Source organism: Mesorhizobium sp. M1295, from assembly GCF_040318135.1.
In the GTDB taxonomy this organism is placed as follows: Bacteria; Pseudomonadota; Alphaproteobacteria; order Rhizobiales; family Rhizobiaceae; genus Mesorhizobium.
Genome location: NZ_JAMYLU010000010.1, coordinates 128,129 through 153,926 on the forward strand (window position 1 = coordinate 128,129; position 25,798 = coordinate 153,926).

Annotated in this window: 26 protein-coding genes; 12 read left to right on the forward strand and 14 right to left on the reverse strand. The window is 63.2% G+C overall.

What is annotated here, in order from left to right; all coding sequences use genetic code 11:
- Window positions 1-44: 44 nt before the first annotated feature.
- The gene (locus NKH29_RS16270; protein ID WP_352963829.1) at window positions 45-752 is read right to left on the reverse strand and encodes an LssY C-terminal domain-containing protein; all 708 of its coding nucleotides are present in this window, start codon (window positions 750-752) and stop codon (window positions 45-47) included.
- 114 nt (window positions 753-866) lie between these two features.
- Here NKH29_RS16270 and NKH29_RS16275 point away from each other — a divergent pair, with 114 nt between their 5' ends.
- Entirely contained in the window at window positions 867-1,142 is a 276-nt protein-coding gene (locus tag NKH29_RS16275) for a gamma-glutamylcyclotransferase (RefSeq protein ID WP_502906488.1), read from the forward strand.
- A gap of 40 nt (window positions 1,143-1,182) precedes the next feature.
- Here the strand turns inward: NKH29_RS16275 and NKH29_RS16280 are convergent, their stop codons facing one another.
- The 5 genes from NKH29_RS16280 to NKH29_RS16300 form a co-directional block, all read right to left on the reverse strand.
- The gene (locus NKH29_RS16280; RefSeq protein WP_353000115.1) at window positions 1,183-1,647 is read right to left on the reverse strand and encodes a DUF4411 family protein; all 465 of its coding nucleotides are present in this window, start codon (window positions 1,645-1,647) and stop codon (window positions 1,183-1,185) included.
- A gap of 4 nt (window positions 1,648-1,651) precedes the next feature.
- On the reverse strand, window positions 1,652-2,830 hold the full coding sequence (locus tag NKH29_RS16285; protein ID WP_352859290.1) for an ImmA/IrrE family metallo-endopeptidase: 1,179 nt from the start codon (window positions 2,828-2,830) through the stop codon (window positions 1,652-1,654).
- Between the two features lie 145 nt (window positions 2,831-2,975).
- A complete protein-coding gene (locus tag NKH29_RS16290; RefSeq protein ID WP_353000116.1) occupies window positions 2,976-3,830 on the reverse strand; it encodes an extensin-like domain-containing protein in 855 nt (284 codons plus the stop codon).
- Between the two features lie 115 nt (window positions 3,831-3,945).
- Window positions 3,946-4,917 (reverse strand): extensin-like domain-containing protein, encoded by a 972-nt coding sequence (locus NKH29_RS16295; protein WP_352483137.1) that lies wholly within the window; start codon window positions 4,915-4,917, stop codon window positions 3,946-3,948.
- Window positions 4,918-4,993: 76 nt separating this feature from the next.
- A complete protein-coding gene (locus NKH29_RS16300) occupies window positions 4,994-5,419 on the reverse strand; it encodes a DUF3775 domain-containing protein (protein ID WP_023719115.1) in 426 nt (141 codons plus the stop codon).
- Window positions 5,420-5,656: 237 nt separating this feature from the next.
- Between NKH29_RS16300 and NKH29_RS16305 the strand changes: the two genes are divergently transcribed.
- Both NKH29_RS16305 and greA read left to right on the forward strand, forming a co-directional pair.
- Window positions 5,657-6,211, forward strand: coding sequence for a tetratricopeptide repeat protein (locus NKH29_RS16305; protein WP_353000117.1), 555 nt, complete (start codon window positions 5,657-5,659; stop codon window positions 6,209-6,211).
- A 327-nt stretch (window positions 6,212-6,538) separates the two neighbouring features.
- The gene (gene greA, locus NKH29_RS16310) at window positions 6,539-7,012 is read left to right on the forward strand and encodes a transcription elongation factor GreA (protein WP_023719113.1); all 474 of its coding nucleotides are present in this window, start codon (window positions 6,539-6,541) and stop codon (window positions 7,010-7,012) included.
- Window positions 7,013-7,257: 245 nt separating this feature from the next.
- Here the strand turns inward: greA and waaC are convergent, their stop codons facing one another.
- Genes waaC through rfaD form a run of 3 tightly spaced genes read right to left on the reverse strand, consistent with a single transcriptional unit; the run spans window position 7,258 to window position 10,174 of the window.
- Window positions 7,258-8,247 carry a lipopolysaccharide heptosyltransferase I gene (gene waaC, locus NKH29_RS16315; RefSeq protein ID WP_353000119.1) on the reverse strand — a complete coding sequence of 330 codons (990 nt, stop codon included), beginning with the start codon at window positions 8,245-8,247 and terminating at the stop codon, window positions 7,258-7,260.
- Window positions 8,244-9,251 carry a lipopolysaccharide heptosyltransferase II gene (waaF, locus tag NKH29_RS16320; protein ID WP_353000121.1) on the reverse strand — a complete coding sequence of 336 codons (1,008 nt, stop codon included), beginning with the start codon at window positions 9,249-9,251 and terminating at the stop codon, window positions 8,244-8,246. Before waaF ends, waaC begins: the two co-directional genes overlap by 4 nt.
- Window positions 9,224-10,174: an ADP-glyceromanno-heptose 6-epimerase gene (gene rfaD / locus NKH29_RS16325; protein WP_352592456.1), complete on the reverse strand. Its 951-nt coding sequence runs from the start codon at window positions 10,172-10,174 to the stop codon at window positions 9,224-9,226. The genes waaF and rfaD overlap by 28 nt, the downstream gene beginning before the upstream one ends.
- A 176-nt stretch (window positions 10,175-10,350) precedes the next feature.
- Here rfaD and NKH29_RS16330 point away from each other — a divergent pair, with 176 nt between their 5' ends.
- The 3 genes from NKH29_RS16330 (at window position 10,351) to NKH29_RS16340 (ending at window position 13,184) form a co-directional block, all read left to right on the forward strand.
- Window positions 10,351-10,983 (forward strand): LysE family translocator, encoded by a 633-nt coding sequence (locus NKH29_RS16330; protein ID WP_023719109.1) that lies wholly within the window; start codon window positions 10,351-10,353, stop codon window positions 10,981-10,983.
- A gap of 139 nt (window positions 10,984-11,122) precedes the next feature.
- On the forward strand, window positions 11,123-12,601 hold the full coding sequence (gene rfaE1, locus NKH29_RS16335; protein WP_353000123.1) for a D-glycero-beta-D-manno-heptose-7-phosphate kinase: 1,479 nt from the start codon (window positions 11,123-11,125) through the stop codon (window positions 12,599-12,601).
- A gap of 7 nt (window positions 12,602-12,608) precedes the next feature.
- Window positions 12,609-13,184, forward strand: coding sequence for a D-sedoheptulose-7-phosphate isomerase (locus tag NKH29_RS16340; protein WP_352791417.1), 576 nt, complete (start codon window positions 12,609-12,611; stop codon window positions 13,182-13,184).
- Between the two features lie 517 nt (window positions 13,185-13,701).
- Here the strand turns inward: NKH29_RS16340 and NKH29_RS16345 are convergent.
- Entirely contained in the window at window positions 13,702-14,598 is an 897-nt protein-coding gene (locus NKH29_RS16345; RefSeq protein WP_353000125.1) for a DMT family transporter, read from the reverse strand.
- A 210-nt stretch (window positions 14,599-14,808) separates the two neighbouring features.
- The gene (locus NKH29_RS16350; RefSeq protein ID WP_352494920.1) at window positions 14,809-15,285 is read right to left on the reverse strand and encodes an Lrp/AsnC family transcriptional regulator; all 477 of its coding nucleotides are present in this window, start codon (window positions 15,283-15,285) and stop codon (window positions 14,809-14,811) included.
- A 269-nt stretch (window positions 15,286-15,554) separates the two neighbouring features.
- On the opposite strand from NKH29_RS16350, the gene trxB reads away from it, so the two are divergent.
- Together trxB and NKH29_RS16360 are read left to right on the forward strand one after the other, a co-directional pair.
- Window positions 15,555-16,529 (forward strand): thioredoxin-disulfide reductase, encoded by a 975-nt coding sequence (gene trxB, locus NKH29_RS16355; protein WP_353000126.1) that lies wholly within the window; start codon window positions 15,555-15,557, stop codon window positions 16,527-16,529.
- A 97-nt stretch (window positions 16,530-16,626) separates the two neighbouring features.
- Complete coding sequence (locus tag NKH29_RS16360; protein ID WP_023719100.1) at window positions 16,627-17,523, forward strand: LysR family transcriptional regulator; 897 nt, start codon at window positions 16,627-16,629, stop codon at window positions 17,521-17,523.
- 760 nt (window positions 17,524-18,283) lie between these two features.
- On the opposite strand, the gene NKH29_RS16365 is transcribed toward NKH29_RS16360, so the two are convergent.
- On the reverse strand, window positions 18,284-20,335 hold the full coding sequence (locus NKH29_RS16365; RefSeq protein WP_353000128.1) for an elongation factor G: 2,052 nt from the start codon (window positions 20,333-20,335) through the stop codon (window positions 18,284-18,286).
- A gap of 159 nt (window positions 20,336-20,494) precedes the next feature.
- On the reverse strand, window positions 20,495-21,361 hold the full coding sequence (locus NKH29_RS16370; RefSeq protein ID WP_353000130.1) for an alpha/beta fold hydrolase: 867 nt from the start codon (window positions 21,359-21,361) through the stop codon (window positions 20,495-20,497).
- 144 nt (window positions 21,362-21,505) lie between these two features.
- Here NKH29_RS16370 and NKH29_RS16375 point away from each other — a divergent pair, with 144 nt between their 5' ends.
- Together NKH29_RS16375 and NKH29_RS16380 are read left to right on the forward strand one after the other, a co-directional pair.
- Entirely contained in the window at window positions 21,506-22,099 is a 594-nt protein-coding gene (locus NKH29_RS16375) for a methyltransferase family protein (RefSeq protein WP_245278596.1), read from the forward strand.
- Window positions 22,100-22,143: 44 nt separating this feature from the next.
- Window positions 22,144-22,539 carry a (R)-mandelonitrile lyase gene (locus NKH29_RS16380; protein WP_023719378.1) on the forward strand — a complete coding sequence of 132 codons (396 nt, stop codon included), beginning with the start codon at window positions 22,144-22,146 and terminating at the stop codon, window positions 22,537-22,539.
- A gap of 6 nt (window positions 22,540-22,545) precedes the next feature.
- Here the strand turns inward: NKH29_RS16380 and NKH29_RS16385 are convergent, their stop codons facing one another.
- On the reverse strand, window positions 22,546-23,748 hold the full coding sequence (locus NKH29_RS16385; RefSeq protein ID WP_023719377.1) for a pyridoxal phosphate-dependent aminotransferase: 1,203 nt from the start codon (window positions 23,746-23,748) through the stop codon (window positions 22,546-22,548).
- Between the two features lie 216 nt (window positions 23,749-23,964).
- On the opposite strand from NKH29_RS16385, the gene NKH29_RS16390 reads away from it, so the two are divergent.
- Together NKH29_RS16390 and NKH29_RS16395 are read left to right on the forward strand one after the other, a co-directional pair.
- Complete coding sequence (locus tag NKH29_RS16390) at window positions 23,965-24,858, forward strand: EAL domain-containing protein (protein WP_023719375.1); 894 nt, start codon at window positions 23,965-23,967, stop codon at window positions 24,856-24,858.
- Entirely contained in the window at window positions 24,855-25,709 is an 855-nt protein-coding gene (locus NKH29_RS16395) for an EAL domain-containing protein (protein WP_353000132.1), read from the forward strand. Before NKH29_RS16390 ends, NKH29_RS16395 begins: the two co-directional genes overlap by 4 nt.
- Window positions 25,710-25,798 lie beyond the last annotated feature (89 nt).

Genomic DNA, 25,798 nt, shown 5'->3' on the forward strand with positions numbered 1-25,798 from the left:
CCTCGTCGACGAAAATGGCTGTCAGACGGGAAGGCTGATGGCGCCTACGGCAGTTGCAACAGCACGCCGACAATGGCCTTGCCGTCCGTGAAATAGGGATCGCCTTCGCCGTTGCGCCCGGCCTTTGTGGCGCCGACGCCTGGTATCTGGCTGGTCGAGATCAGTATGCCGGCAGCGGCGAGGTCGCGCATCAACTCGTCGCGCTCGGCGTCGATGTCGGGGCCGATGTGATGGGTGATCGCGCCGGTATCGTGGCTGAGGCCAACGCCGCGATCGAAGCTTGCCGAGCCCAGCCAAAGCGGCCGGCCGTCGTCGCCGGTCGCATCGGTCTGCCAGAAGCGGACGTGGTGGCGCCGGTCGGCGCTGGCGCCGACCGGTTTTTCGAAGGCGAGGTCCTGGGCGCGGCCTTCGAACAGCAGCCGGCTGACCGGCGCATCGGGATAGGGGCGGTTAAACAGCACGCTTTCGCCGATCTCGATCGCGGTCTTCAGCGTGATCGCGTCTGCCGTATCCCAGCCGGCGACGGCAAAAGCATGGACAAGCTCCTTCTTGGTGCCGACCAGGCCGACATTGATCGGATCGCCCGGAATGCCTTGCGGCGTGTGCGTCACCATCTCGAATTGCTGATTGCGAAAATTGCGGTCCCGCAACGTCCAGAACTCAGGCGCGGCGAAATAGGCGAGCGAAAGATAAGCGGCACAGCATGCCACCAGCCAGGTCGTTGCACGTCGTCGAAGGCTTCGTTGGCTCATGCATTGGCGCTCAAACTGGCAGGCCGGAAATCCTTGGCAAGCGGCGCTCAGCCGGTCTATCGTCATATTTTAGCATGAAATGGCGTAGAACCGGCTAGCACGAATGAGGGCGTGATGAAGGGCAAACCGGCGCGTGGCGACGGTCCGCTACGCGCCCTGGCCTTCGTCGCGGCGCCCGACGGCAAAGCTTATGCCGGGCGGCTGCCGCTCGATCAGGTGGCACAGACATTGGCGCGCGCAGCCGGACATTGGGGTTCGTCCGCCCAGTATCTGTTCCGCACCGTCAGCATGCTCGAGGAAAGCGGAATCCGCGACAGAAACTTGTGGCACGTCCAGGGTCTGGTGGCGCAGCACATCAAGGCTTCCACCGGCGGCACGCAACGCAGCTGATCGGGGCGCTTTTGCACGAAATACTGGCAGCCGTCGGCGCCTAGCCGATCGTCCAGTCTTCCGCATCAAACAGTTGCATCAGATTGCAGAAGGGAATTCCCATGGCATTGCAAACGCCGGGGATCTTCCGGAGGCTGTCTAGGCCCGTTTCCTCGGTGACCAGCGTGTAGCCACGCACATCCGCCGTCGCGATGACGAAGCTGTCGGCCGCAAACTTCTGCTTGCCGGCCGCGACCAGCCCTGTGTAGGTGTTGAGGACATAGTGCACCCGCTGTTGCAGCATCTGGTCAGGGGCGATGAACATGGCTTCGCGCTCTTTCAACCACTCGTGCAAGTCGGGTGAGCGTTTTTCGCACTCGTTCAACACCAGGAGCGACGACACCAAGCGGCCCTCGCCAATCAAGGCGTCGAACTGATTCCACAGTTTCGGAAAGCGTTTCGGCTTGTAGCGTTCGTACCAGGCGGCTATCAGCGCCGATGTGTCGATGCAATAGACCGTTGCCACCGACCTATCCGTTCATGCCGAAGGCAGCGCGCTCGATATCGGGAACGGCATTGACCTGCATGTTGAGGTGGTTGGCCACGTCTCTTAGCGTCAGCTGGCGATCGTAGTAGCCTCGGAACACCAGACGCGTGTAACTCCGACCTAGCTGACTCAGTACGGTCAGGTGACGCGGCGGTCCGCCGGTGGAGGAGGTGCGTTGGTCAAGCGCGTCATATTCCTTCTGGAAGGCCGCACGGCGGCTTTCATAGAAGGCGTTAGTTGTCCGGCCGAGGGTTAGCAGCCGGCGCAGGACAACCTCGCGGCTGGCGCCGAAACGGGCCGCCAGGGCAGCCAGTTCGTCGTTATCCCAAGTCACGTCCTGGCCCTTGGCACGGACCAGAGGCTCGCCCAACAACCAATCGCGGGGCACGAGGGTGGCGCCAGCGACCGCATTGCAGAATTGCTCGACTATGGCCTTGGCCGGCTCGGGGGCCACAAAGTCGAGGCCGCTGATGCCGCTGGCGCGGACCACCAAATGGCAGAACTCGTGCAAAAGCGTGAACGTGCGGCCGTTGGTGCGGTCCTTGGAATTAATGAGGATGATGGGCAACCTTGCATCGGCTATCGCGACGCCGCGCATTTCGGTCAGGGCGAGTCGGGGCACCATAAATACCAGCACGTCCTTGGCCTCAATCGCTGCCCGCCAGTTGTCAAATGCTTTGGCGCGCCAGCCCTGCTGGTCGATCTTGCGCACGCCGAGATAATCGCGGATGACCTTGGCTAGGTTCTCCACGTCATCGTTGACGGTCGCCCTCAAGGTGAACTCCTGAATGGGGTCGCCGACATCGGCGCGCAGCTCAAGCGCGAGCTCGCGGCGCTCCTGGGCTTGACGAATGGTCCATTCCAGGCCGGATTTGAACGCATCCTCTGGTGTCTCGCGGAGACGGCGGAAGTCCTGAATTGGCTGGAAGCCTTTTGGCGGCTGGTCGAGGTAGAAAATCGCCGGCGCACGCTTGTAGAAATTCGCAGCCTTGAGGAATTGCGGGAACGTCAGCTGCTTTTCTCCGGATTCACAGGCAAGCAGTTTGTCGACGGACACGCCAAGGCCTTCCGCCGCTACTTCGGGGGTGAGGCTGGCTTGTTCCCGGGCCCATTTGAGAATGGCCGGATTGATGTAAGCGAAGACGCTCTTGTTCATGGCCATTCACTTTATCACAGCTGTCAATATGCCCCACGCCATCCTCTTAGGACGTTAATGGCACAACCGCCGCGCGCCGGTGCAGGTTCCGCGAATCCGCGACGGCTCGACGATCTTAACCGCCGCAGCAAGTCTTGGGCAGGGGCTGCAATCAGCGGCAGGCGCGGTAGCCGTTCTTGCGGTTCTTGATGTCGAAATGGAAATGGTTGCGGTGATCGTAATTGTAGCCGGGGCCGAGCACGGTGGTGAAGTACTGGCAGCCGTCGGCGCGCACATTGTTGAGGAAGCCGCGTGCGCGGAAGGCGAACAGGCCGGGCTTGCGGACGTCGATGTCGTCGCCATTGTTGAGCTCGATGCTCATCACGTCGAGCGCATTGCCCTTGCCGTGTTCCGACAAAACACCTTCGCCGGCAATCCTGCGGCAGGAATAGCTCGAGCCCTGGTGAATGGTCTTAACGCCTGAAAAATAGCGCCAGCGGGCCGACGGGACGAGTTCGTTCCTGGTCCAGCCGGCAAAGGTGGCGGCCATGTCGCAGGTCAGCGTCGCGGCCGGCTTCATCTCGACGCTGCCGATGGCCGAGACCTTGACCGGATAGTCGATGCCGCACTGGCCTTCGTGGATCGGCGCAACGTCGGTGTAGATGACGCCGAGGCGCTTCAGTTCCTTGCGGCAATCGATCTCTGCGGCCGGCATCTGTTCGGCCGGCGACATCGGGTTGTCCAAGCGCGGATAGGCGGCCGTCAAATAGGGGTTGGACGGGACGAGGCGCTGCATGCCGGAATATTCCGGGCCGGAATCTTGGGGGCCGGAATCTTGCGGGTCGGAATTGGGCGGAACGGCAGCGGTCTGGCTGCGGACATCGACGGCCGGCTGCAGCGACAATACGCTGCCGGTGTTGCAGGCGGAGATCGCCGCAATGGCAAGCATGGCGGCAAGCCTGCCGGCCATGCGCGCGCGTCCTGTGTGCCGCGCAGCGGCAAGCGCAGCGCCAAATAGCCCGGCCATCGGAAGGGTCCCTGTCCCTGGATGGCACAGACTCTAAACCTGAAGTGTAAAGGAAAAATCAGCGGCGCCGTTCACGCCTGCGGCCAAATTGCGGCGCCACTGTCGGCGCCCGGCGTCATTGGCAAAACGTGCCGCCATTGCGGCGCGGTTCGAGGTCGAAGTGGAGATGCAGGGAATGATCGGCGTCGCTGCCCGGGCCAAGCACGGTCTTGAACGGCCCGCAGGCGGCCTTGCGCACTGCATCCAGGAATTCCGCGTCCTTCTGCGGCGGCGTTGGACCGACATCGATCTCTTTCCCGTCGGAAAGCGTGAAGCTGGCGATGTCGAGGGCGTTGCCGAAGGCGTGCTCCGACAGTTTGCCGCCGGCGTGGCGCGGCCGGCAGACGAAGGCGGAGGCCTGGCCGATCGATTTGATATCCGTGCCGAACTCGGCCTTTGCGGCAGGCTGGATGACCGAAGCAGCAAAGCGGGCGGCCGCTTCCGCCATCTGGCAATTGAGCTCGGTTTCGGGACCGATGGCGATGGATTTGCCGAGCGTTTTCAGCACGACCGGGTAAGGGATCGAGCAACCGACCGCCGTATCATGCTCGGGCTTGCGCTCCTCGAAATCGACGCCCATGGACTTCAGCCGCCTGCGGCAGGCCAATTCTTCGGCCGGCATTTCCTTCCCGGCAATGGCGGCCGAGCGAGGATCTGGAAGGATTTCTTGCTCCGTCTTTTTGTCTGCCTCGGCCGGGTTTGGTGGCGCGGCCGGTGGGCTTGCCGGCGGCTCAGCCTGCGCCGGCTTTTCAGGAGGCTGTGGTGCAATCGCCGGCGGCTCCGGCTGCTGGGTCTTGGGCTGGCCATTTTGGGGCTGCCCGTTTTGCGGCTGCTCGTTTTGGGGCGGCTCAGCCTCCGGGGCATCCGCCGGGCGCGGTTCGGGGACCGGGATGTCGGCTGGCGACGGCGGAGTGGCTTCCTGGTTGAACTGCGGAACCGGTGCAGTTTGCGGCAGTTCGGGCGCCTTGGCCAGAGCGGGTCCCGTCAGCGACGTAGCCGTAACGGCCAGGAGCAATCTACCCAATCTGAAAAAGCCAAACGCCGCCATTACTTCGCAACGGCCAGAATGCAGGGAAGTTGCCTTGGGCGAGGCGGGCCGGCGATCACAATCGGTAACCGCGCAGTCACGCGCCGATCGCTTCCAGGCCCTCCTCGAGCCAGTCCGCCAGCAGCGGCATGCCGAGCAGGTACTTTGCCGTGCGCTTGTTGGCGCGCTCGCGGGCGGCGGTCAGCGCGTCCGTCCATTCCGTCGCGTCATAGTCGCCGCGGCCGACCCAGGCCAACGCAATCAGTTCGGCCGCTTCGTCGACATTGAGGTCGTCGATCAGTTCGCGCAGTTCCTCCTCGGTGAGATTTTCGGAGCTTTCCTCGGCAAGGCCGTCGTGATGGTGGTTGTCGTGCGCGTTGCCGTCGAGCTCTACCTCGTGCTCGGCGCCGTCGGCATAGTCTTCGTTGACGGCGGCGCTGAGCGCCTTCGCCTTCAGGATGAACAGGCGCACGGTGTCGGGACCGATCGAAAGCTCCCAGTCTCGTTCAACGCGTTGCTGCACCGGCCGTCTCCCTGCTTCGTGCTCGGTCGGCCCGATGATAGCGGATTTGCAGCGCTCGTCACGTTCTCTTGCGCGTCGGCGTTGATCGTGAACCATGATTTCCGATGCCCTCTGTTCCAGGGATAAGATGGCCTTGCTGGGAGAGATCGCGGTTTTGAGATAGAATGGCATTTTCCGGGGACGAAACGGCTTCGGCCCGGCGTTAGTGTTGCATTGTCAGGTTCCAAGGAGAGTTCGATGCGCAGACGATTGCTGATTTGTGCCATGACCATGGCCGCCCTGCCGCTGATTGCGGCTCCGGCGTTTTCGGCTGGTGAAGGCGGGGGAGGTGGTGGCGGCGGCGGCGGCAATGGCGGCGGCCAGAGCCAGTGCAAGAAGGGGGAGGCCTGGGACAAGAAGCAGAAGAAATGTGTCTCGCCGAAGCAAGGTATGCTGGACGACGACAGCATCTATGATGCCGGTCGCGCGCTGGCGATGGATGGACGCTATGACGAGGCGATCGCCGTGCTCAGCCTCGCCGCCAACAAGCAGGACCCGCGCATCCTCAACTATCTCGGCTATTCGCACCGCCATTCCGGCCGCATCACCGTCGGCCTCGGCTATTACGAGGAAGCGCTGCGCATCGACCCCAATTACACGCTGGTGCGCGAATATCTCGGCGAGGCGCACCTGCAGATCGGCGATCTTGCCGGCGCCCAGGAACAGCTCCGCGAAATCGAGAAGCGCACGGGCAAGGGATCTCGCGAATACGGCATGCTGTCGGAGCAGATCGATCATTTCATGAGGAGCTGATCCTCCGGAACGCTCGTCATAACCGGCTGTGAGCGATCGCAGCCGGTTTTTTTCTGTGCTGCGCACGTTTGGCACAACCGGGATTTGGCATCACAGTACACACGATGCGATCTTGGAAACCCGCTTGACGTCGGGTCAGCCGCGCAATTGGTGGATGATTTTTCAAAAACCGACTTTTTGGACGTGAAAAACCCGCGAAGATTGCTATATCTTGCGAAATTGTGGTGAGACGGTTCCGTTAGCCCGAGGCTGCCGGACCGTTTTCTTTTTGTACCATCGACAAGGTCGCTCCCGATTGCGGGGGCGGCGGCAGGAAAGGTCAGGCATATGAACAAGGTCCCGATGACAGGCGAGGGGTTCGCGTCATTGAAGGAAGAACTTCGCTGGCGCCAGCAACAGGAGCGGCCGCGTATCATCGAGGCGATCTCCGAAGCGCGCTCGCATGGCGACCTCTCCGAAAATGCCGAATATCACGCGGCAAAAGAGGCGCAGAGCCTCAATGAGGGCCGGGTCAACGAACTCGAGGATCTGATCGCGCGGGCCGAGGTGATCGACGTCACCAAGCTCAGCGGCGACAAGGTCAAGTTCGGCGCCACCGTGGTGCTGGTCGACGAGGATACCGAGGAGAAAAAGACCTACCAGATCGTCGGCGACCAGGAGGCTGACGTGAAGTCCGGCCGCATCTCGATCTCCTCGCCGATCGCGCGTGCCCTGATCGGCAAGGAAGTCGGCGACGCCATCGAGGTCAACGCGCCCGGCGGCGCCAGGGGCTACGAGATCGTCCAGGTGCAATTTATCTGAGGGACAAAGCGGTAGGCGCCTTAATCCCGACGGGCAGCGCCGCCCCTCATCGCCCTGCCGGGCACTTCTGCCCGTATAGTGATGGGGAGAAGGGGCTGTCCGGAACCTCGACGCCGCTTCTGCAACGTCACCGATTGGCGAAATCCCCGGTGAAGGCGTCCTTCTCCCCGTCCCTATACGGGGAGAAGATGGCGGCAGCCTGATGAGGGCCAGCGCCGACTTTCCGGAATTGTTCGTCCCGAAGATCAGCCCCTGCCGACCTTGAGCTGACCAATCTCCCGAAGCGCCAGCAATCTCTCGGCTTCCGCCATCACCGCCGCCGGCGTGATGCCGAGGCCGGGTCTGGCCAGCAGCGTCGATGAGAATGGGCCGCACGGGCCGGTCAGGCCGGGCTCGGTGGCGAGGAATACCGCCACCGTCGGCAGGGCGAAGGCGCTGGCGAGATGGGTCAGGCCGGTGTCGGCGCCGATCACCAGCGCCGAGCCGCCGATGACAGCGGCGATCTCGGCAAGCGGCGACCTGGGAACCACCACGGTTTGCGAAACGGCGCCGGCGATCGCCTCGGCAACTGCCTTTTCCCGGTCGTTCGACCAGGTGGTGACCGGCGTCATCCCCTTATCCACCAGCAGGCGGGCGGTTTCGATCCAGTCCGCGACCGGCCATTTCTTGTCCTCGCGGCTGGTGCCGTGCAGCAGGAAGGCGGTCTTTTCGCCGACAAAAGTCGATCTTCCGGCTGGCGGCACGATGCCGGAGTCAAGCCGGGAAAAATCCGGCTCGTAGCCGAGCGCCAGCCCGAACAGCCGTCTCGTGCGCTCGATGGCATGCAGGTCGCGCGGCACGGCGTAGCGATGGCCATAAAACAGGCTCGCCGAAGGCTCGCGGGCGCTCGAGCGGTCGAAACCGGCGATCGGTGCTGCCGCCAACCGCGCCACCAGCGCCGATTTCAGCAGGCCTTGCGCATCGAGAACGAGGTCGTAGCGGGACGCGCGCAAGGCGCTGCGCAAACCGACCACTTCCCGCCATGTGCCGGGCTCGAGCAGCTTCCCGCGCCAGCGCCGGATCGCCACGGTGTGGATGGTTTGGATGGCTGGATGCAGCGCCACGATGCCGGCAAAGGCCTCTTCCACGCACCAGTCGAACGACAGGCCGGGCCGGGCGCGGCGCGCATCCTCGATCGCGGGAAAGGTGTGGATGACGTCGCCCATCGACGACGTCTTGACGATCAGCACCTTCATGCGGCGGCCGGCATTTCCAGCAGCCGCTCCGCCGCCGCCACGACGCGTTCGACGTCCAGCGTCTTCAGGCAGTTGAGATGGCCGAGTGGGCAGGTCTTCCTGTGGCACGGCGAACAGGACAGGCCGAGCCAGACCAGTTCGCGACGCTCGGCGAGCGGCGGCGTGTTGTCGGGCGAGGTCGAGCCATAGACGGCGACGACCGGTGTGCCGACCGCGGCGGCGACATGCATCAGCCCGCTGTCGTTGGAGACGGCGAGCCTCGCCGCGGCGATCAGGTCGATGGCATCCTCCAGCCGCGTCTGGCCGGCGAGATCGACGGCGCCGGGAGCCAGCGCGGCGATTTCAGCCGTCACTTCGGCATCATTCTTCGATCCGAACAGCGCCACGCCAAACCCCTTCGCCATCATCTCGCGAGCAAGGCCGGCATAGTGTTCGCTCGGCCAGCGCTTGGCCGGGCCGAATTCGGCGCCGGGCATAAGTGCCACGAATTTCCTCGCCGTCAGCCCGAAACGGCCGAGCAGTGCCGCCTGGTTGTCCTGATCGACGGCAAGCTTGGGAGCCCGGAAGGCGCCGCTCTGGGCAAGGCCGAAATAGGCCTGCGCGGTGCGCCGTTTCAGGCGATCGGGCAAGGGCACGATGTCGGTCAGCAGCCCGTAGCGCATTTCCTTGAGATGGCCGACGCGGCGCGGAATGCCGGCAAAGAACGGGATCAGCGCCGACTTCCAGCTGCCCGGCAGGATATAGGCCATGTCGTAGCGGCCGCGCAGCAGCCGGCCGAAGCGCCTGCGGATGCGGAATTCGAACGCGCCGGATTTCAGCGGCAGATCGATCTGCTGGCGTATTTCGGGCATGCGCTTGACCAGGGGGGCTGCCCAGGCCGGCGCCAGCACGTCGATGGCGGCGTTCGGGTGAAGCTCCCTCAGCGCCTGGAACAGGCACTGCGCCATCACCATGTCGCCCACCCAGCGTGGGCCGATCACGAGGATCGTTGGGCTTTCAGCCATTCGACATAGTCTCTGACGCCGGTTTCCACTGTGCGGAACTGGCCATTGTAACCGGCTGCGCGCAAGCGGGACATATCAGCTTGCGTAAAGCTCTGGTAGCTGCCCTTGAGGTGGTCGGGAAACTCGATGAATTCGATCTGGCCTTGGCCGAGCGTATCGATCACCGTTTCGGCAATGGCGCGGAACGGCTGGGCCTTGCCGGTGCCGCAGTTGAAGATGCCGCTCGAGCCGCGTTTCCACAGCCACAGATTGACGTCGGCGACATCGCCGACATGGATGAAGTCGCGGCTCTGCTCGCCGGGCCCGAAACCATCATAGGCGCCAAACAGCTTGGGGTTTTCGCCGCGTTCGACCTGGTTGAACAAATGGAAGGCGACCGAGGCCATGGCGCCCTTATGCGCCTCGCGCGGTCCGTAGACGTTGAAATAACGCAGGCCCGCCACCGGCGAATGGTCGGTATCGAACACGGTGCGGCGGACATAGTCGTCGAACAGCTTTTTCGAATAGGCATAGACGTTGAGCGGGCGTTCGTATTGCGGATCCTCGCGGAACTCGGCGCCGCCGCCATAGACCGAAGCGGACGAGGCATAGAGGAAGGGTACGCGCAGGGCCAGGCAGGCGTGCAGCAAGTGCTTCGAATAGGTGTAGTTGACCTCCATCATGAACTTGCCGTTCCATTCGGTGGTGGTCGAGCAGGCACCCTGGTGGAAGACGGCCTCGATGCGGCCGAGGTCCCCGGCTTCCATCCGCGCCAGGAAATCGTCCTTGTCGAGATAATCGGCGATCTCGAGATCGGCGAGATTGGCGATCTTGTGGCCGTCGGTGAGGTCGTCGACGACGAGGATGTCGCTGAAACCGTCGGCGTTGAGCGCGGCGACGATGTTGGAACCGATCATGCCGGCGCCGCCCGTGACGATGATCATGAAAGCCTCTGGTACCTTGTGCCGGTTGTAGCCCTTGTAGGATTCTGGCCTTATAGGGGAGGCGGGCCGGGCTGTCGACAAAGCAGGTGGCGGGGCGGCAGGATGAGCGTCATAGTGGCGCCGCAAAGGTCTCGTTTCGGTCGGCCTGCCGGCCGACCCGCGACAGGAGCAAGGTAATGCCGTCAACCGAACTGCTTGTCGCCTTTTTCGCCACCACGGCGATCTTCGCCTATATCCCCGGTCCGGCGATGCTCTATGCCGCCGCGCAAACCATGGCGCGCGGCCGCTGGTCCGGCCTGATGGCGGCGCTCGGCATCCATCTCGGCGGCTATGTGCATGTCTTCGCCGCCGCTGTCGGCCTGTCGGTGCTTTTCCATGCCGTGCCGGTGCTTTACATGGCGGTCAAGCTGGTCGGTGCACTGTATCTGATCTGGCTCGGTGTTTCGCTGTTTCGCGCCAAGGCGCAAGGCGATGCGGTTTTGCCGGGAATTCAGCCGAAATCCGCCCGCCGCGCCTTTTTCGAGAGCGTTGCCGTCGAGGTGCTCAATCCCAAGACGGCGATTTTCTTCATGGCGTTCCTGCCGCAATTCATCGATGCCTCGGCAGGGTTTCCGGTCTGGCTGCAGTTCGTCGTGCTTGGAACGATCGTCAATTTGATGTTCTCGTCGGCCGACATTGTTTGCGTGATGCTGGCCGGCGCGGTGACCGCCAGGCTGCGGCGCTCGAGCCGGGCGCAACGACTGATGCGGCGCGCCGGCGGTGCGGTGCTCGTCGGGCTGGGCGTGCATGTCGCGTTGCAGAAAAGCTGACGCACCGTCGCGCTGCCGCGATCGGTCGAAGGCCTGCCGTTGCGTTGGCTGGAATTGCGGTATATCGGCATCGCCATGAACGGCCGGCCCTGCCAATCGAATTTCCCTGTCACTGAAATCGGCTCTCCCGCGCGTTGACATGATCAAGCTGCCTTCACCCGAACCTCTTCACCGCGCCATCTCGCGCTTCGGCAGCGCCACCGTGCTGGTGGTCGGCGATTTCATCCTCGACCGTTTCGTCAATGGCGTAATCGAGCGCATTTCGCCGGAAGCGCCGATCCCCGTGCTGCACGGGCGCGGCGAAACGCTGGCGATGGGTGGCGCCGGCAATGTCGTCGCCAATATCGTTTCGCTCGGCGCCGCCGCCATACCGGTCTCAGTGATCGGTGCTGACGAGGCCGGCAAGAACCTCATGCGCATGCTCGACGAGTTTGGCGTCGACACCGGCGGGCTGGCGCAGGATGCCGATCGCATGACGTCGTCGAAAAGCCGCTTCAGCGCGCTCAACCAGCAGGTGCTGCGTTTCGACGAAGAGGAAATCAAGCCGCTGGGCGATGCCGAGCGGGCGATGATGGTCGGGCATTTCCGCGACGCGCTGGCGCGCGCCGACATCGTCATCCTGTCCGACTATGGCAAGGGCGTGCTGCTCGACGGCGTCGCCGGCGAGCTGATCTCGATCTGTCGGGAAGCGGGCAAGCCGGTGCTGGTCGATCCGAAGGGCAGCGACTATGCGCGTTATGCCGGCGCGACGGCAATCACGCCCAACCGTAAGGAGCTCGGCGAGGCGGTCGGCCGCGCGGTGTTCGCCGACGACGAGATCGAGGCGGCGGCGCGCCAGCTGATTGCGGCGCACGGTTTCGATTTCGTCGTCGCGACGCGCAGCGAAAAGGGCATGAGCGTCATCGGTGCGGACGACGCCCGGCATATCGCCACGCAGGCGCGCGAAGTGTTCGACGTTTCAGGCGCCGGCGACACGGTGATCGCGACGTTTGCACTGGCGCTTGCTGCAGGGGCGGATCGCGTCATGGCCGGATCGATCGCCAACGCCGCCGGCGGCGTTGTCGTCGGCAAGCGCGGCACGGCGCGGCTGACGATCGAGGAACTCACCGGCGCGCTGTTTCGCTCGCATGGTCCGGTTGCCCACAAGGATGCCATCCTCAATGCCGCCGCCGCCGCGCGGCTGGTGGCGGGCTGGAAGGACGAGGGCTTGAGCGTGGGCTTCACCAATGGCTGTTTCGATATCCTGCATGCCGGCCATGTCAGTCTGTTGCACGCGGCGCGCAGCCTGTGCGACCGGCTGGTGCTCGGCCTCAACAGCGATGCCTCGGTGCGCCGGCTGAAAGGGCCGGGGCGCCCGGTCAACGACCAGCATGACCGGGCCTGCGTGCTGGCAGCACTTGCCTCCGTCGACGCTGTCGTCATCTTCGAGGAGGATACGCCGCTTTCGCTGATCGAGGCGCTGAGCCCCGACATACTGGTCAAGGGCGCCGACTATACGGTCGATCAGGTGGTTGGCGCCGATGTCGTGCAGAAGGCCGGCGGGCGCGTCGTGCTGGTCGATCTCGTTGCCGGCAAGAGCACGACCGGCACCATCGGCAGATTGCGCGCCGGGAACTGAGGATTTCATGTCCGAACTGAACGATTACCTGGCCCGCTCGGCGGCCGCGATTTTGGCGATGGTCGAGCGCGACCTGACCAGCGAGATGGAGCGGGCGGTCAGCGCCGTCGTCGCCGCGCTTTCGCAGGGCAAGGCGTTGCTGATCGCCGGTAATGGCGGCTCGGCCAGCGATGCCATCCACATTGCCGGCGAGCTGGTCGGCCGCTTCCTCAGGGAGCGCAAGGCCTACAACGTCATCGCGCTGCCCGCCAATGCGGCGGTGCTGACAGCCTGGGGGAACGACTACGGCTTCGACACGGTGTTTGCGCGCCAGGTCGAGGCGCATGGCTCGGCGGGCGCCGTGCTGCTCGCCATCTCGACCAGCGGCAATTCGCCAAGCATTCTCGCCGCCGCCCAGCAGGCGCGCATGATGGGCATGACGGTCATCAGCCTGACCGGCGACACCGGCGGCAAGCTGAAGCCGCTATCCGACATCCTGCTCAACGTACCCTCGACCTCGACGCCGATCATCCAGCAGGGGCATTTGTGCCTCTACCACCATCTCTGCGAAATGGTCGAAACGCGCCTCTGCGACGCGGGGTGATTGGGTATTCGATTAGGCGCCAGCGCTGAAGCTGCCGATCTCCCCCCTTGTGGGGGAGATGCCCGGCAGGGCAGAGGGGGGCGCTGTCCCGCCGACCTGTCGATGGATTTTCAATCATGCCCTCAGACATGTTATCGGCTGGTCGCAGGTGAACGAGGTTGGCGTTCCTTCACGCCCGCTCTGTCCTGCCGGACATCTCCCCCACGAGGGGGGAGATTGGATGTAGCCTCGGTTTTCGCCAATCTTCAACGCTGAAGACAATTTTGTTCTTGCTTTGTGCCGGCAGCTATGCTACTAATTTGGGTATGGTGATGATTTCCACCAACGACCCGCCCGCCGAGGCGGGTTTTTTGTTTCCGGGTTTTTGTTTCGCAGGCGCTTTGCCTGGTCTCTCAAGCTGAAAGTGCCACCAGCCCTTTGTCCTTGACCCGGCGGATGGTCAGCGCGGTTCGCACCGTATCGACCGAGGCGCTTGGGTCAGAGCACAATTAGTTGGCTTCTGCCAATGTCGCGAAGTTTAGGATTTTTGCCTCATCCAGCGGCGAAAAAGCCGGCCATCTATGATGAGCAGGCTTGCAATGATCGATGTCATCCCCGCGAACTCGAACGGCTCCAGCCTTTCCCCGAGAAACACTGTGCCAAGCAGGATCGCGCTGGCAGGCACCAGAAGCGTCACGAGGGAAGCGTTTGTCGCTCCGGCCGAGGCGATCAGGTTGAAATAGAGGATGAATGCCAGCGCCGTCGTGAAGACCGCAAGAACAGCCACTGCCGCCCATATGGGGACGCTTGACGTCACGATCGCCGCCGGACTGTAGAGAAGGAAAACGATCGGTAACATGACTATGGTGGAGGCAGTGAGTTGGCCGGTCGCCACCACCGATGGCTTCATGTTCTTGAACCGCTTGGCGTAGACGACGCCGAAGCCGTATGAGATGGCCGCCCCGATCACGGCGAGCTTCGCCCAGGCAGGGCCACCAAGATTGGACAGCAGCCCGGGGCCGATCATGATGGCGGCTCCGGCGATTCCGAGCCCCACTCCCGCAAGCTTGGTTGCCGACAATTTCTCATCCGCCGTCAGCAGGTTTGCAATGAGGATCGTCCACAGAGGTGTTGTTGCGTAGAAGATAGAGGCAAGACCCGCACCAATCTCGGTTTGTCCTGTGAAGATCAGAGAGAACGGAATCACGTTGTTGAGCAAAGCCAGGCACAGGAAGGAGCCGGACCTCGCCAGTGCGGGAGCGAACGAAATGCCACATGTCCTCAGCCATAAATGCAGAACCAAGGCGGCGATCGACACCCGATAAAGGACAAGGGCCAGTGGCGGAATCTCGGCTACCGCGATACGCGCGAAGAAGAAGGTGCCGCCCCACAGAAAACCCAGAAGCAGCAACTGCCCCCAGTCGCTTGCCGACATTGAGCGTGTCGGTGCTGTCGTGCTCAACGCTTCGCCTGTCTAATTTCGGAGTGTAAGTGCAGACGATAATACGAATTAAACTGGCGATTATATTGGAAGTTTTGCCTGAATCGACGAGATTTATTAGAATATTAATATTGGAATTAATATTCTAAAGTGTTTTAGAATTCCTATTGTCGAATATCAAAGCTTCCGTTGCTGCGGTCCGGATCAGGCGTGGAACGCCACTAGCCCTTCATCCTTGACCCGGCGGATGGTCAGCGCGGTTCGCACCGTATCGACATTGGCTGCCGAGGCCAGTTCCTCGATGACAAAGGTCTGGAAGGTGCCGAGGTCGCTCGCCACGCAATGCAGCAGGAAGTCGGACTCGCCCGACACCATCCAGGCATCGCGCACGATCGGCCAGCCGCGGGTGCGCTCGGCGAAGGTCTTGAGCTCGGCGTCGGCCTGGTGATGCAGGCCGATCAGGCAGAAGGCGACGACGTCAAGGCCGAGCGCCGGCGCGTTGAGCAAGGCGCGGTAGCCGCGGATGATGCCGGCTTCTTCCAGCCGCCTGACGCGGCGCAGGCATGGCGGCGCCGAAATGCCGACGCGGCTCGACAGTTCGACATTGGTCATGCGCCCGTCCTGCTGAAGCTCGCGCAGGATCTTCCAGTCGATGGCATCGAGATCGGCCTTGATCGGCATGGCGGCTTCCGTGCGGGCTTCCGTGGTGACGCGAAAGAATCTTTCGCGACTTTGTAGTTAAACGACTTTGCTGTCTATTCCATCCGGTGGATCGAGGATTTTTCGCATCATCTTGCTACCGGTTGCTTGTCGCCGTCGCCGGTGCGGAAGCTTTCCGGGGACGAACGGCAACTTGCCTTGCTGGCGTCGCAGGCAACACTTACATTACGCGCAACAATCGACGAGAGTTCATGCCACAATCCATGGCTGCTCCCCCGCAGAGGCTTTTCATGATCACCAAGCACGCGCCTGTTCTCATCATCGGCTCCGGCCCTGCCGGCTATACGGCGGCGATCTATGCCGCCCGCGCCATGCTCAAGCCAATGCTGGTCGCCGGCCTGCAGCAGGGCGGGCAACTGATGATCACCACCGATGTCGAAAACTATCCGGGCTTCGCCGACCCGATCCAGGGCCCATGGCTGATGAGCGAAATGCTCAAGCAGGCCGAGCATGTCGGCACCGACATCGTCAACGACATCATCACCGAGGTCGACCTCAATATGCGGCCGTTCCGCGCCAAGGGCGATTCCGGTACGACCTATACCGCCGACGCGCTGATCATCGCCACCGGCGCGCAGGCGAAGTGGCTGGGCATCCCGAGCGAACACACCTTCATGGGCTTTGGCGTCTCGGCCTGCGCCACCTGCGACGGCTTCTTCTATCGCGGCAAGGATGTCGCGGTGATCGGCGGCGGCAATTCGGCGGTGGAGGAAGCGCTCTATCTCTCCAACCTGGCCAAGAGCGTCACCGTCATCCACAGGCGCAGCGATTTCCGCGCCGAGCGCATCCTGCGCGAGCGGCTGCTGCAGAAGGACAATGTCCGCGTCATCTGGGATACGGTCGTCGACGAGATCACCGGCCGGCCCGGCAAGGCGCCGATGCCGCCTTCGGTCGAAGGGCTGAAGCTGCGCAATGTGGTGACCGGGCAGGAGATGCATCTCGTGGTCGACGGCGTGTTTGTGGCGATCGGCCACGCACCGGCGGTCGAGCTGTTTGCCGGCAAGCTGAAGCAGAAGCCGAACGGTTATCTGTGGACGGCACCGGATTCGACCCGCACCGACATGCCGGGCGTGTTCGCCGCCGGCGACGTGACCGACGATATCTACCGCCAGGCGGTGACGGCGGCCGGGCTTGGCTGCATGGCCGCGCTCGAGGCGGAAAAATATTTGGCGGGGATCGAGGTTCACCGCGAAGCGGCGGAGTGATTGTTGAACAAGCGGCTGAGAAAAGCCGCGCAAAAGCCTGATTTTTCATTCAGACGCCAAAACAGGCGGACGCCAGAAAACAGGACGAGGGGAAATCATGGCGTTGGATTGGGACAAGCTACGCGTGTTTCACGCCGCAGCAGAAGCGGGGTCGTTCACCCATGCCGCGGAAACACTGCATTTGTCGCAATCGGCGATCTCGCGGCAGGTCAGCGCGCTCGAGCATGACGTCGGCGTGCCGCTGTTTAATCGCCACGCCCGCGGCCTGGTGCTGACCGAACAGGGCGAGATGCTGTTCCGCACGGCGCACGACGTGCTGATGAAGCTCGAAACCATCAAGTCGCGGCTGACCGAGACTAAGGACCGGCCCTCCGGCGTGCTCAGGGTGACGACCACGGTCGGCCTCGGCGCCGGCTGGCTGACCGAGCGCGTGCAGGAATTCATCGAGCTCTATCCTGAGGTCAGCCTGCAGCTTATCCTCGCCAATGAGGAGCTCGACCTCACAATGCGCCAGGCCGATTGCGCCATCCGGCTGCGCCAGCCGCAGCAGCCCGACCTCATCCAGCGCCGCCTGTTCACCGTGCATTTCCATCTCTACGCGGCGCCCTCCTATGTGAACAAATACGGCAAGCCGAATTCGATCGCCGAGCTGAAGGCCCATCGCATCGTCACCTTCGGCGTGCCGGTGCCGGCGCATCTGTCGGAACTGAACTGGCTGGAAACGGTCGGCGATTTCGAAGGCGGGCAAAGGGTGCCGACGCTGCAGATCAACGACATCCTGTCGATCAAGCGGGCGGTGCAAGGCGGCGCCGGCATCGCCATGCTGCCGGATTACGTGGTCAGCAAGGATTCGGGGCTGGTGCAGTTGCTGCCCGAGACCGAGGTGCCGTCTTTCGACACCTATTTCGCCTATCCCGACGCGATGAAGAACCAGGCGAAGCTGCATGTCTTCCGCGATTTCATCATCGCCAAGGCGCGCAGCTGGTCGTTTTAGAGTGCGTCGATAGTCAGCCTAGGTTGCGACGCCGATGGCGGGCTTTTGGGCGACATGCACCCAGCAAGGTCTGGCTGCCGAAAAAACAAACGCGTGCTGCACGATTCCACGTCATCCTGCGTTTTTCGACTTTCCGAGCAAGAATCGCTGCCGATTCGCGGCTGCAGATCGATTTTTGCCTTGCCGCAGGCTGCATTTCAGCGATTCAACTGGTCCTATTGCGCTTCGGGCCGGATTGGACCACAGCCGGCGCCTTTTTGCATGTGTGTGTTGCAAAATAGATGCTTGTTTCTTGGGCATGAAGAGCACATATATAGATCATCTCCTGAGCGCGTTCTCCTCCCATTAGCGCTCTCGAGTGTTCCCCTCTGGAGGTTAGCCTTAACAGGCACTTCCAATCAAACTCAGCCGGGTCTTCATTGATCCGGCTTTTTTGTTGCCCGAAACCAACACATCGCCAGAAAATCGGCCGGAACTGGCGCGTAACAGTGACATGTAACCTCGGGTAACATGCCGCGGGCGCGCCAAATCGATTAAGCAGAGCATAGGACGCGGTGTGGCTCGTCCGGGGGATGGGGGCATCACTCGGACGACCCGGGCTCAGGCGGCTACCGCGTCCGAACCTTCCTCCGCCGCCAGGCACCGGCGGCAAGCATGCGGCGGACCTGCCGTTTCGCCTCCCACGAAGACGGTCCGCAACGAAACGGCGCCCGGATGATCCGGGCGCCGTTTCCTTGTGTTCTGGCCGCAAGCTGTTGTTTCAGGCGGCCTTGCCGTTGGCGTTCAGCGCTTCGTCGGCCAGCCGGCCAGTGAGTTCGGCCATGTGGTCGAAGACGGCCCGGTAGCTGGCGACACCCGCAGTGGCAGAGCGCAGCTCGATGATGAGGTCGCCGATCTCGGCCTGCGGCATGGTCGCCTCGACAACGTCCCATCCCGGCCAATCAGGCCGCGCGTCGTAGCCGAGGATCTGGCCGCGCCGCTGCGGGATCAGCGCGATGATCTTCGACGTCGCATCCGACGGCGTGACGATCTCGACCTTCATCACCGGTTCGAGCAGCACCGGCGAGCACGCGGCCATACCTTCCTTCATCGCCAGCTTCGCCGCCATCTGGAAGGCCATATCGGAGGAATCGACGGCATGGTAGGAGCCGTCGGAAAGGTTGACGGCAACATCGACGACCGGGAAGCCGAGCGGCCCGGATTTCAGGTAATCGCGCACGCCGGTCTCGACCGACTGGATGTAGGTCTTCGGCACGACGCCGCCGGTGATCGTATCGGTGAACTGGAAGCCTGACCCGCGCGGCAGCGGTTTGATCTCGATCACCACGTCACCGAACTGGCCGTGGCCACCCGATTGCTTCTTGTGGCGGCCGCGCTGCTGCGTCGCTTTGCGGATCGTCTCGCGGTAGGGCACGGCCGGCACATGGCCTTCGACCGGGATCTGGTTCTTGCCTTCCAGCCGCTCGCGCACCACGCGCAGATGCATCTCGCCATGGCCAGACAGCACGGTTTCGGCCGAATCCTGGTTGTGATGCAGGTTGAGCGAGGGATCTTCCTCGGCCAGGCGCTGGATGGCCGCCGACATCTTGACCTCGTCCTTGCGCTCTTTCGGCCGCAGAGCGAAGGCGAAGACCGGTTGGGGCGGCGCCAGCGTGACCAGCGGCTTGATGCCGCCCTTGGTCGAGCTCAGCGTCTGGCCCGTCCTGACGGCGTCGAGCTTGCCGAGCGCGACCGTGTCGCCGGCCTTGGCCGAAGTCAGCTTGAACTGGTCCTTGCCGAGCATCTTGTAGATGCCGGAGACCTTTGCCGTTTCGCCATCGGAAAGGAACAGCTCGGCGGCGTCGGCGACCTGGCCGGACAGGATGCGCGACACCGACAGCTTGCCGCCATGCGGGGTGTGGACGGTCTTCATCACCTGGACCACGGTGGCATTGCCATCGGGCGCGCCGAGACGCCGGCGCGTCGCCTCGATGTCGGGTGCGTCGTGACGGATTGTCTTCAACAGGCGCAGCACGCCATTGCCCTTCTCGGCGGTGCCGATCAGCACCGGCGTCACTATGCCGTCGCGCAGGTCGGCGGCAAGATCGTCGAAGATCGCATCCTTTGGCGGTTCGATCTCGTCCAGCAATTGCTCCATCAGCCGGTCGTCATGGTCGGCGAGCGTCTCCAGCATGGAAAAACGCGCCTCGAGCTCGCGCGCCTTGTCGTCGCTCGGGATCTGCGCGACCTCGCTCTCGGCATATTCGCGATAGATGTAGGCTCGCTCCAAGGCGAGGTCGATCGAGCCGATGACGACACCGTCCTTGCGCAGCGGGATCTGGCGCAGCAGCAGAGGCACCGAGCTTGCAGGCTGCAGCATCTTCAGCGTGTCGCGCACGCCTGCTATCGCCTTGTCGACCTTGTTCAGGAAAAGGATGCGCGGCACGCCGAGATCATCGAGCTTGCGCATGATCAGCTGCAGGGCAGGGATCTTCTTCTCGTCGGCTTCGGCGACGACCACGGCGACGTCGCAGGCGGCCAGCACCGGCTCGGCTTCGAAGGAGAATTCGATGGAACCGGGACAATCGACGAAGGTGAACGGCTCGCCCATGAATTCGGTGGTAGCGAAGGTCGCCTCGACGCTCATCGCATGGGCACGCGCCTCGGGCGAATGATCGGAAACGGTATTTCCCGACGAAAGGGGATTCTGGCGGGGAATGGCGCCTGTACGGGCGAGTATGGCTTCGAGAAGTGTCGTCTTACCGCTTGCGAAGGGACCGACTATGGCAATGCATTTCGGTCCCGTGCGTCGTCCTCCGGCGCGAGTACCCATGGCTGACCTCCACTCAGGCGTTTCCCTGTGAGCGGCGGCCGGCCTGTCGGCCGTCGCGGGCGAGGCTTTTTTCAATTTGCCACCTACCCAAAGGGCATCGTCCCACGGGCAGGCCGGGAGGGCAAGGGATTTGAAGTTGAAGGGATTGGAAGTTGACGTTCAGCCGGTGCCGGTGCGCCGCGACGCCAGCGGGGTTGCGTCCACGCGCTGCACTGCCGCCGTCTCGGCAAAGCGCGCGAGCAACGGATTGAACAGGTCCGCACGCTCCCAGAAAGGCGCATGCCCGGCGCCGGGGATGATGTGGCAATGCTCCCACAGCGAGCCGTAGGCCAGCGTCTCAAAATAGCCGAGCCGGACGAAGGGGTCGTTCTCGCCATTGACTATGGCGACCGGAAATGCGGCTTGCTCGACCACCTGTCGCTGGTCGGCGCCCTTGCCTGTGAGCATGCCGCGCGTCACCGCGGCGCGCAGCCGGCCGTCGGTGCGCAGGATGGTTTTGCGGAAGGACGGATCTGCCGTGTCGCCGAAACACAGCGCCTCGAAGCGCTCGGCATCGCGTTCGGAATAGGTCTTTTTGGACGCCAGCAGCATGTCCCAATGCGCATGGAAGCCGCGCAGCATGCCGAAAGGGCCCTTGGATACCGGCGGCGCGCCGGTTAGCATCAGCCCGCCGACGGCGCGGTGGAAACTCGCGAGCTCGATTGCCACGTGCCCGCCAAGCGACCAGCCGAAGACGACGGCGCGGCCGATCCCCAAAGCATCGAGGAGATGAGCCGCCGATTGGGCAAGGCCGGAGGCGGTATAGTCCGTCGCCGGATCGCGGGCGTCAGACGATTCGCCATGGCCGGGCAGGTCGAAAGCAATCAACCGATGGGCAGCGGCCAACGGGCTGTCGAACTGGCGGGCGAATACGGCGCGCGAACTGCCCGAGCCGTGGATCAGGACAAGCGGGATGCCGCGTCCCGACGACTGGCTGAGGCGCAAATCCGCTTGCGGCGTGCGGATCGTGCGGTGGGAAACGGCCATATCTGGTTGGACCTTCGGATTGTCTCGAGGTCAACATCGCATGCCGAGATCACCATGTTGTTTAGAACGGTGGTTAAGAAATGATTTCTCGGCTTGCGCCGGGTATGATGCAGCGAATCCACCACAGCTAACCCCGGGACCCTGATGATGGAATCCACACTCGACCTTCTCCTCTCGATCAGCAGCATCGCCACGCTCGGCCAATATGCCTGGTCGATGCGCGCGCATTTCCAGTCATCGAGCATGTCTCAAGGCGCCATGATCATTTCGGCCGTCGTCGTCGGCACGGCGCTGTTCTTTCTTGCACTGCTGTGGATCGAGCGGCAGCCGGTTGCAGCGAAGATCGTCGGGCTCGCCATCGAACTGGCAAGCTCGGCGCTTTTCTGGTGGGCGATCTCGGTCTCGCGCAAGGCGCGGCTGCGTTTCGCGTTCGATCCGGACAATCCCGACAGCCTGGTGACCGAAGGCCCTTATCTCCATGTCCGCCATCCGTTCTACACGTCCTACATCATCTTCTGGATCGGATGGGGCATCGCGACCTGGTCGGTGTGGGCGGTGGTGCCGGTCGCCGGCATCGTTACGATCTATGTGATCGCGGCCTTGGACGAAGAGCGAAAATTTTCGCGGACAAGGCTGGCCGATGCCTACAACGCCTACCGCACGCGCACCGGCCTGTTCTGGCCTCGCCTTGCCCGTAGCCGGGCAGGACATGCAGCCGGCATCGGACGAAAGTGGTAGGGTCTAAGTCCGCACACCGAGGAATCAAATCGAGGATTGCGACGATGAAGATCATTGCCTGCGGCAGCGTGCCGACGATCGTTGCGCCGGAGACATATTTCACCGGCCGGGTTTTGCAGACGCCGATCATCGAGAAAGAGGCGCCGGCGCGGCTCAGGGCCACGCTGGTCAGCTTCGAGCCCGGCGCCCGCACCCACTGGCACACGCATCCGCTCGGCCAGACGCTCTATGTCACGTCCGGTGCCGGCCTCGCGCAAAGCTGGGGCGGGCCGATCCAGGAGATCAGGGCCGGCGACGTCGTCTCCTTTGCGGCCGGCGAAAAGCACTGGCACGGCGCCGCGGCCAAATCGGCGATGACCCACATCGCCATGCAGGAGGCGCTCGACGGCTTGCATGTCGACTGGCTGGAGAAGGTCAGCGACGAGCAGTATGGCGGCTGAAACGTCTCAGGCCAGCGAGGCAGTAAAGCGCTGGATGCGCGTGCAGGCCTCTTCGAGCAGTGTCTCCGATGTGGCGTAGGAGATGCGGAAGTTCGGGCCGAGGCCAAAGGCCGAGCCGAAAACAACCGCCACGCCCTCGGCCTCGAGCAGTTCCGAGCAGAAGGTTTCGTCGCTGTCGATCACCTTGCCGCTCTTGGTCTTCTTGCCGATCAGCTGGGCACAGGAGGGATAGACGTAGAAAGCACCCTCCGGCGACGGGCAGGTGATGCCGCGCGCCTGGTTGAGCATCGAGACGACGAGATCGCGCCGGCCCTGGAAGATCGCCTTGTTCTTCGGGATGAAATCCTGCGGGCCGTTCAGCGCTTCGACCGCCGCCCATTGGGCGATGGTGCAGGCGCCGGAGGTCTGCTGGCCCTGGATCATGTCCATCGCCTTGATCAGCGGCACCGGGCCTGCCGCATAGCCGATGCGCCAGCCGGTCATGGCATAGGCCTTCGACACGCCGTTCATGGTCAGCGTGCGCTCATAAAGCTTAGGCTCGACCTCGGCGATCGTCTTGAAGACGAAGTCGCCATAGGTCAGATGCTCGTACATGTCGTCGGTCAGCACCCAGACATGCGGGTGCTTCAACAGCACGTCAGCCAGGCTCTTGAGCTCCGCTTCGGTATAGGCGGCGCCCGAGGGGTTGGACGGCGAGTTCATCAACAGCCATTTGGTGCGCGGCGTGATCGCCTTCTCCAGCACGGCCGCCGTCAACTTGAAGCCGTTGTCGATCGAGGTCTCGACAAAGGCCGAGGTGCCGCCGCAGATCGCTACCATTTCGGGATAGCTCACCCAATAGGGCCGCGGGATGATCACCTCGTCGCCGGGGTTCAGTGTCGCCATGAAGGCGTTGAACAGGATCTGCTTGCCGCCGGTGCCGACGATGGTCTGCTCCGTCCGGTAGTCGAGATTGTTCTCACGCTTGAACTTTTTCGCGATTGCTTCGCGCAGCGGCACGATGCCGGAGACCGGCGGATACTTCGTCTCGCCGCGGCGGATCGCCTCGATTGCGGCGTTCTTGATGTTGTCGGGGGTGTCGAAGTCCGGTTCGCCGGCGCCCAGCCCGATCACGTCCCGGCCGGCGTTTTTCAGCTCGCGCGCTTTCTGCGTCACCGCGATGGTCGCGGAAGGCTTTACGCGCGAAAGGGCGTCGGCAAGAAAGGCCATGAGAGATATCTCCAGAAAGGACCGGCGCGGCGAAGGCGCCGCGGCGCCTCTCATGTCGCATCATCTGGTCAAGCGCAAGCCCCGGCGCAAGCCCAGCGCAGGCATTGTCGGATGAGCCAGCGCGCAATGCTGGCAACAATAAATTCATCAACGATCGGTAAAAGCTTGAACGGGCAGGACCGTGGCCGGTCTGCCAGTCTCGTACAGCGAGGAACCGTGACGCGCAGCATCGAGCTTGCCCATATCATCCGCCATGATGACGGCACCGCCAGCGGTGTCTGGGGGCTCTATACGCTGCAAAGCGCTTTCCAGCCGATCTTCGCCTTCAACAAGGGCAAGCTTTCCGTCGTCGCCTTCGAAGGGCTGATCCGGCCGTTCCGCGACGGCGAGCCGCAGCAGCCGATGAGTTTCTTCAACAGCTGTCCGGCGGTCGACCGCCTGCATATCGAGGCGCTGACACGGACGCTGCACCTTCTGAACGCCGGCGCCTGCCTACCGCGAGACGCCTCGATCTTCATCAATTTCGATCCGTCGGTGTTCACCGACCGCGGCATCGCCGACAAGGCACTGCGCGACATGCGGCTGGTGCTGCACGAGGCCGACATCGATCCGCGCCGCGTCGTCTGCGAGGTCACCGAGCAGAAATCGGCGTCGCAGGAAACGCTCTACAATTTCGTCGAGGCGCTCAGGGGCAACGGTTTGCGCATTGCCGTCGACGATTACGGCGCCGACGAATCCGACATCAATCGCATCAAGGAACTCAGGCCGGACATCGTCAAGTTCGATGCCGACTGGATCATGACGCTGATGGAATCCGGTGCCGGCTTCGCCTTGCTGACCGCCATGGTGACCAGCTTCGAAGAGCAAGGCATCCGTACGGTGTTCGAGGGCATCGAGACGGGCTGGCAGCTCGAGCTTGCCGAAAAGTCGGGCGCCTCGATGGTGCAGGGCTACGTGCTGGCACGCCCTGAGCTCGCGCCGACCAGCTTCCGCGTCTTCGACACGAGCGGGCAGGCGGCCGCGGTGTCGGCCGATGCGGAGAAGGTGCCTGCGGCGGTTCCGCCATCGCGACGGCCGATGCGGCCCTTTGGCCGCAGGGTGGCATCGTGACCGGGCAAGCCGATATGCGGCGCAAGGTCGGCGAAGCGATCTTTGCCGACGAGGTCGGCATCGAATATGGCGTCTACGGCGCATTCCGGCTGAGGAGCGCCTACCAGCCGGTCTTCGCGCCGCGCGGCAGATTTCTCGCCGCCGTCGCGGTCGAGGGACTGATCGAGCCGCATCGTGCAGGCAGGCCGGTGGCGCCGCAAATGTTCTTCGAAGGCCTGCCGGCAGCGGATCGGCTGTTTGTCGAAACCATATGTCGGGTGCTGCATTTGCGCAACTTCCGCAACATCGGCGTCGACGGGCTCGACCTGTTCTTCAACTACAATCCGCTGATCAACGATGACCCCGCACGGGCGCTGGCCGAAATCAGGCTGATGACCAGGCATCTGGCGGATTTCGGCCTGCATCCCGGCATGCTGGTCTGCGAGATCACCGAGCAGGCGGCCGGCGACAAGGTGCTTGTCAGCCTGGCGCGTGAGATGCGGCGCGACGGCGTCCGTATCGCCATCGACGATTTCGGCACCGGGCATTCGACGGAAGAAAGGGTCGCTCTGGTGCAGCCCGACATCGTCAAGATCGACGGCACCTGGTTCGCCGAATTCTGCCGCCATGCCGCCGCCGAGCGGTTTTTCCGGCCGCTGGTTTCGACGCTGCACGACCGTGGCGCCAAGGTGCTGGTCGAAGGCATCGAGAACGCCACGCATCTGCGCGTCGCGCTGGACGGCGGCGTCGACCTGCTGCAAGGTTTTTACCTCGCCCGGCCGGCGCTGGCCGGAACGCTGTTCGACGAGGAGCCGCTGTCGATCGACAGGCTGCTTGGCAGGGATAGCAACGTCATTCCCTTGTTCGGATAAATGCATCAGCGGCGCTGATGGTTACGCCAAAACAAATCACTGGATGAAGCCGCCGCTGCCGCGATAGAGGCTGGATCAAGCCCTGAGAC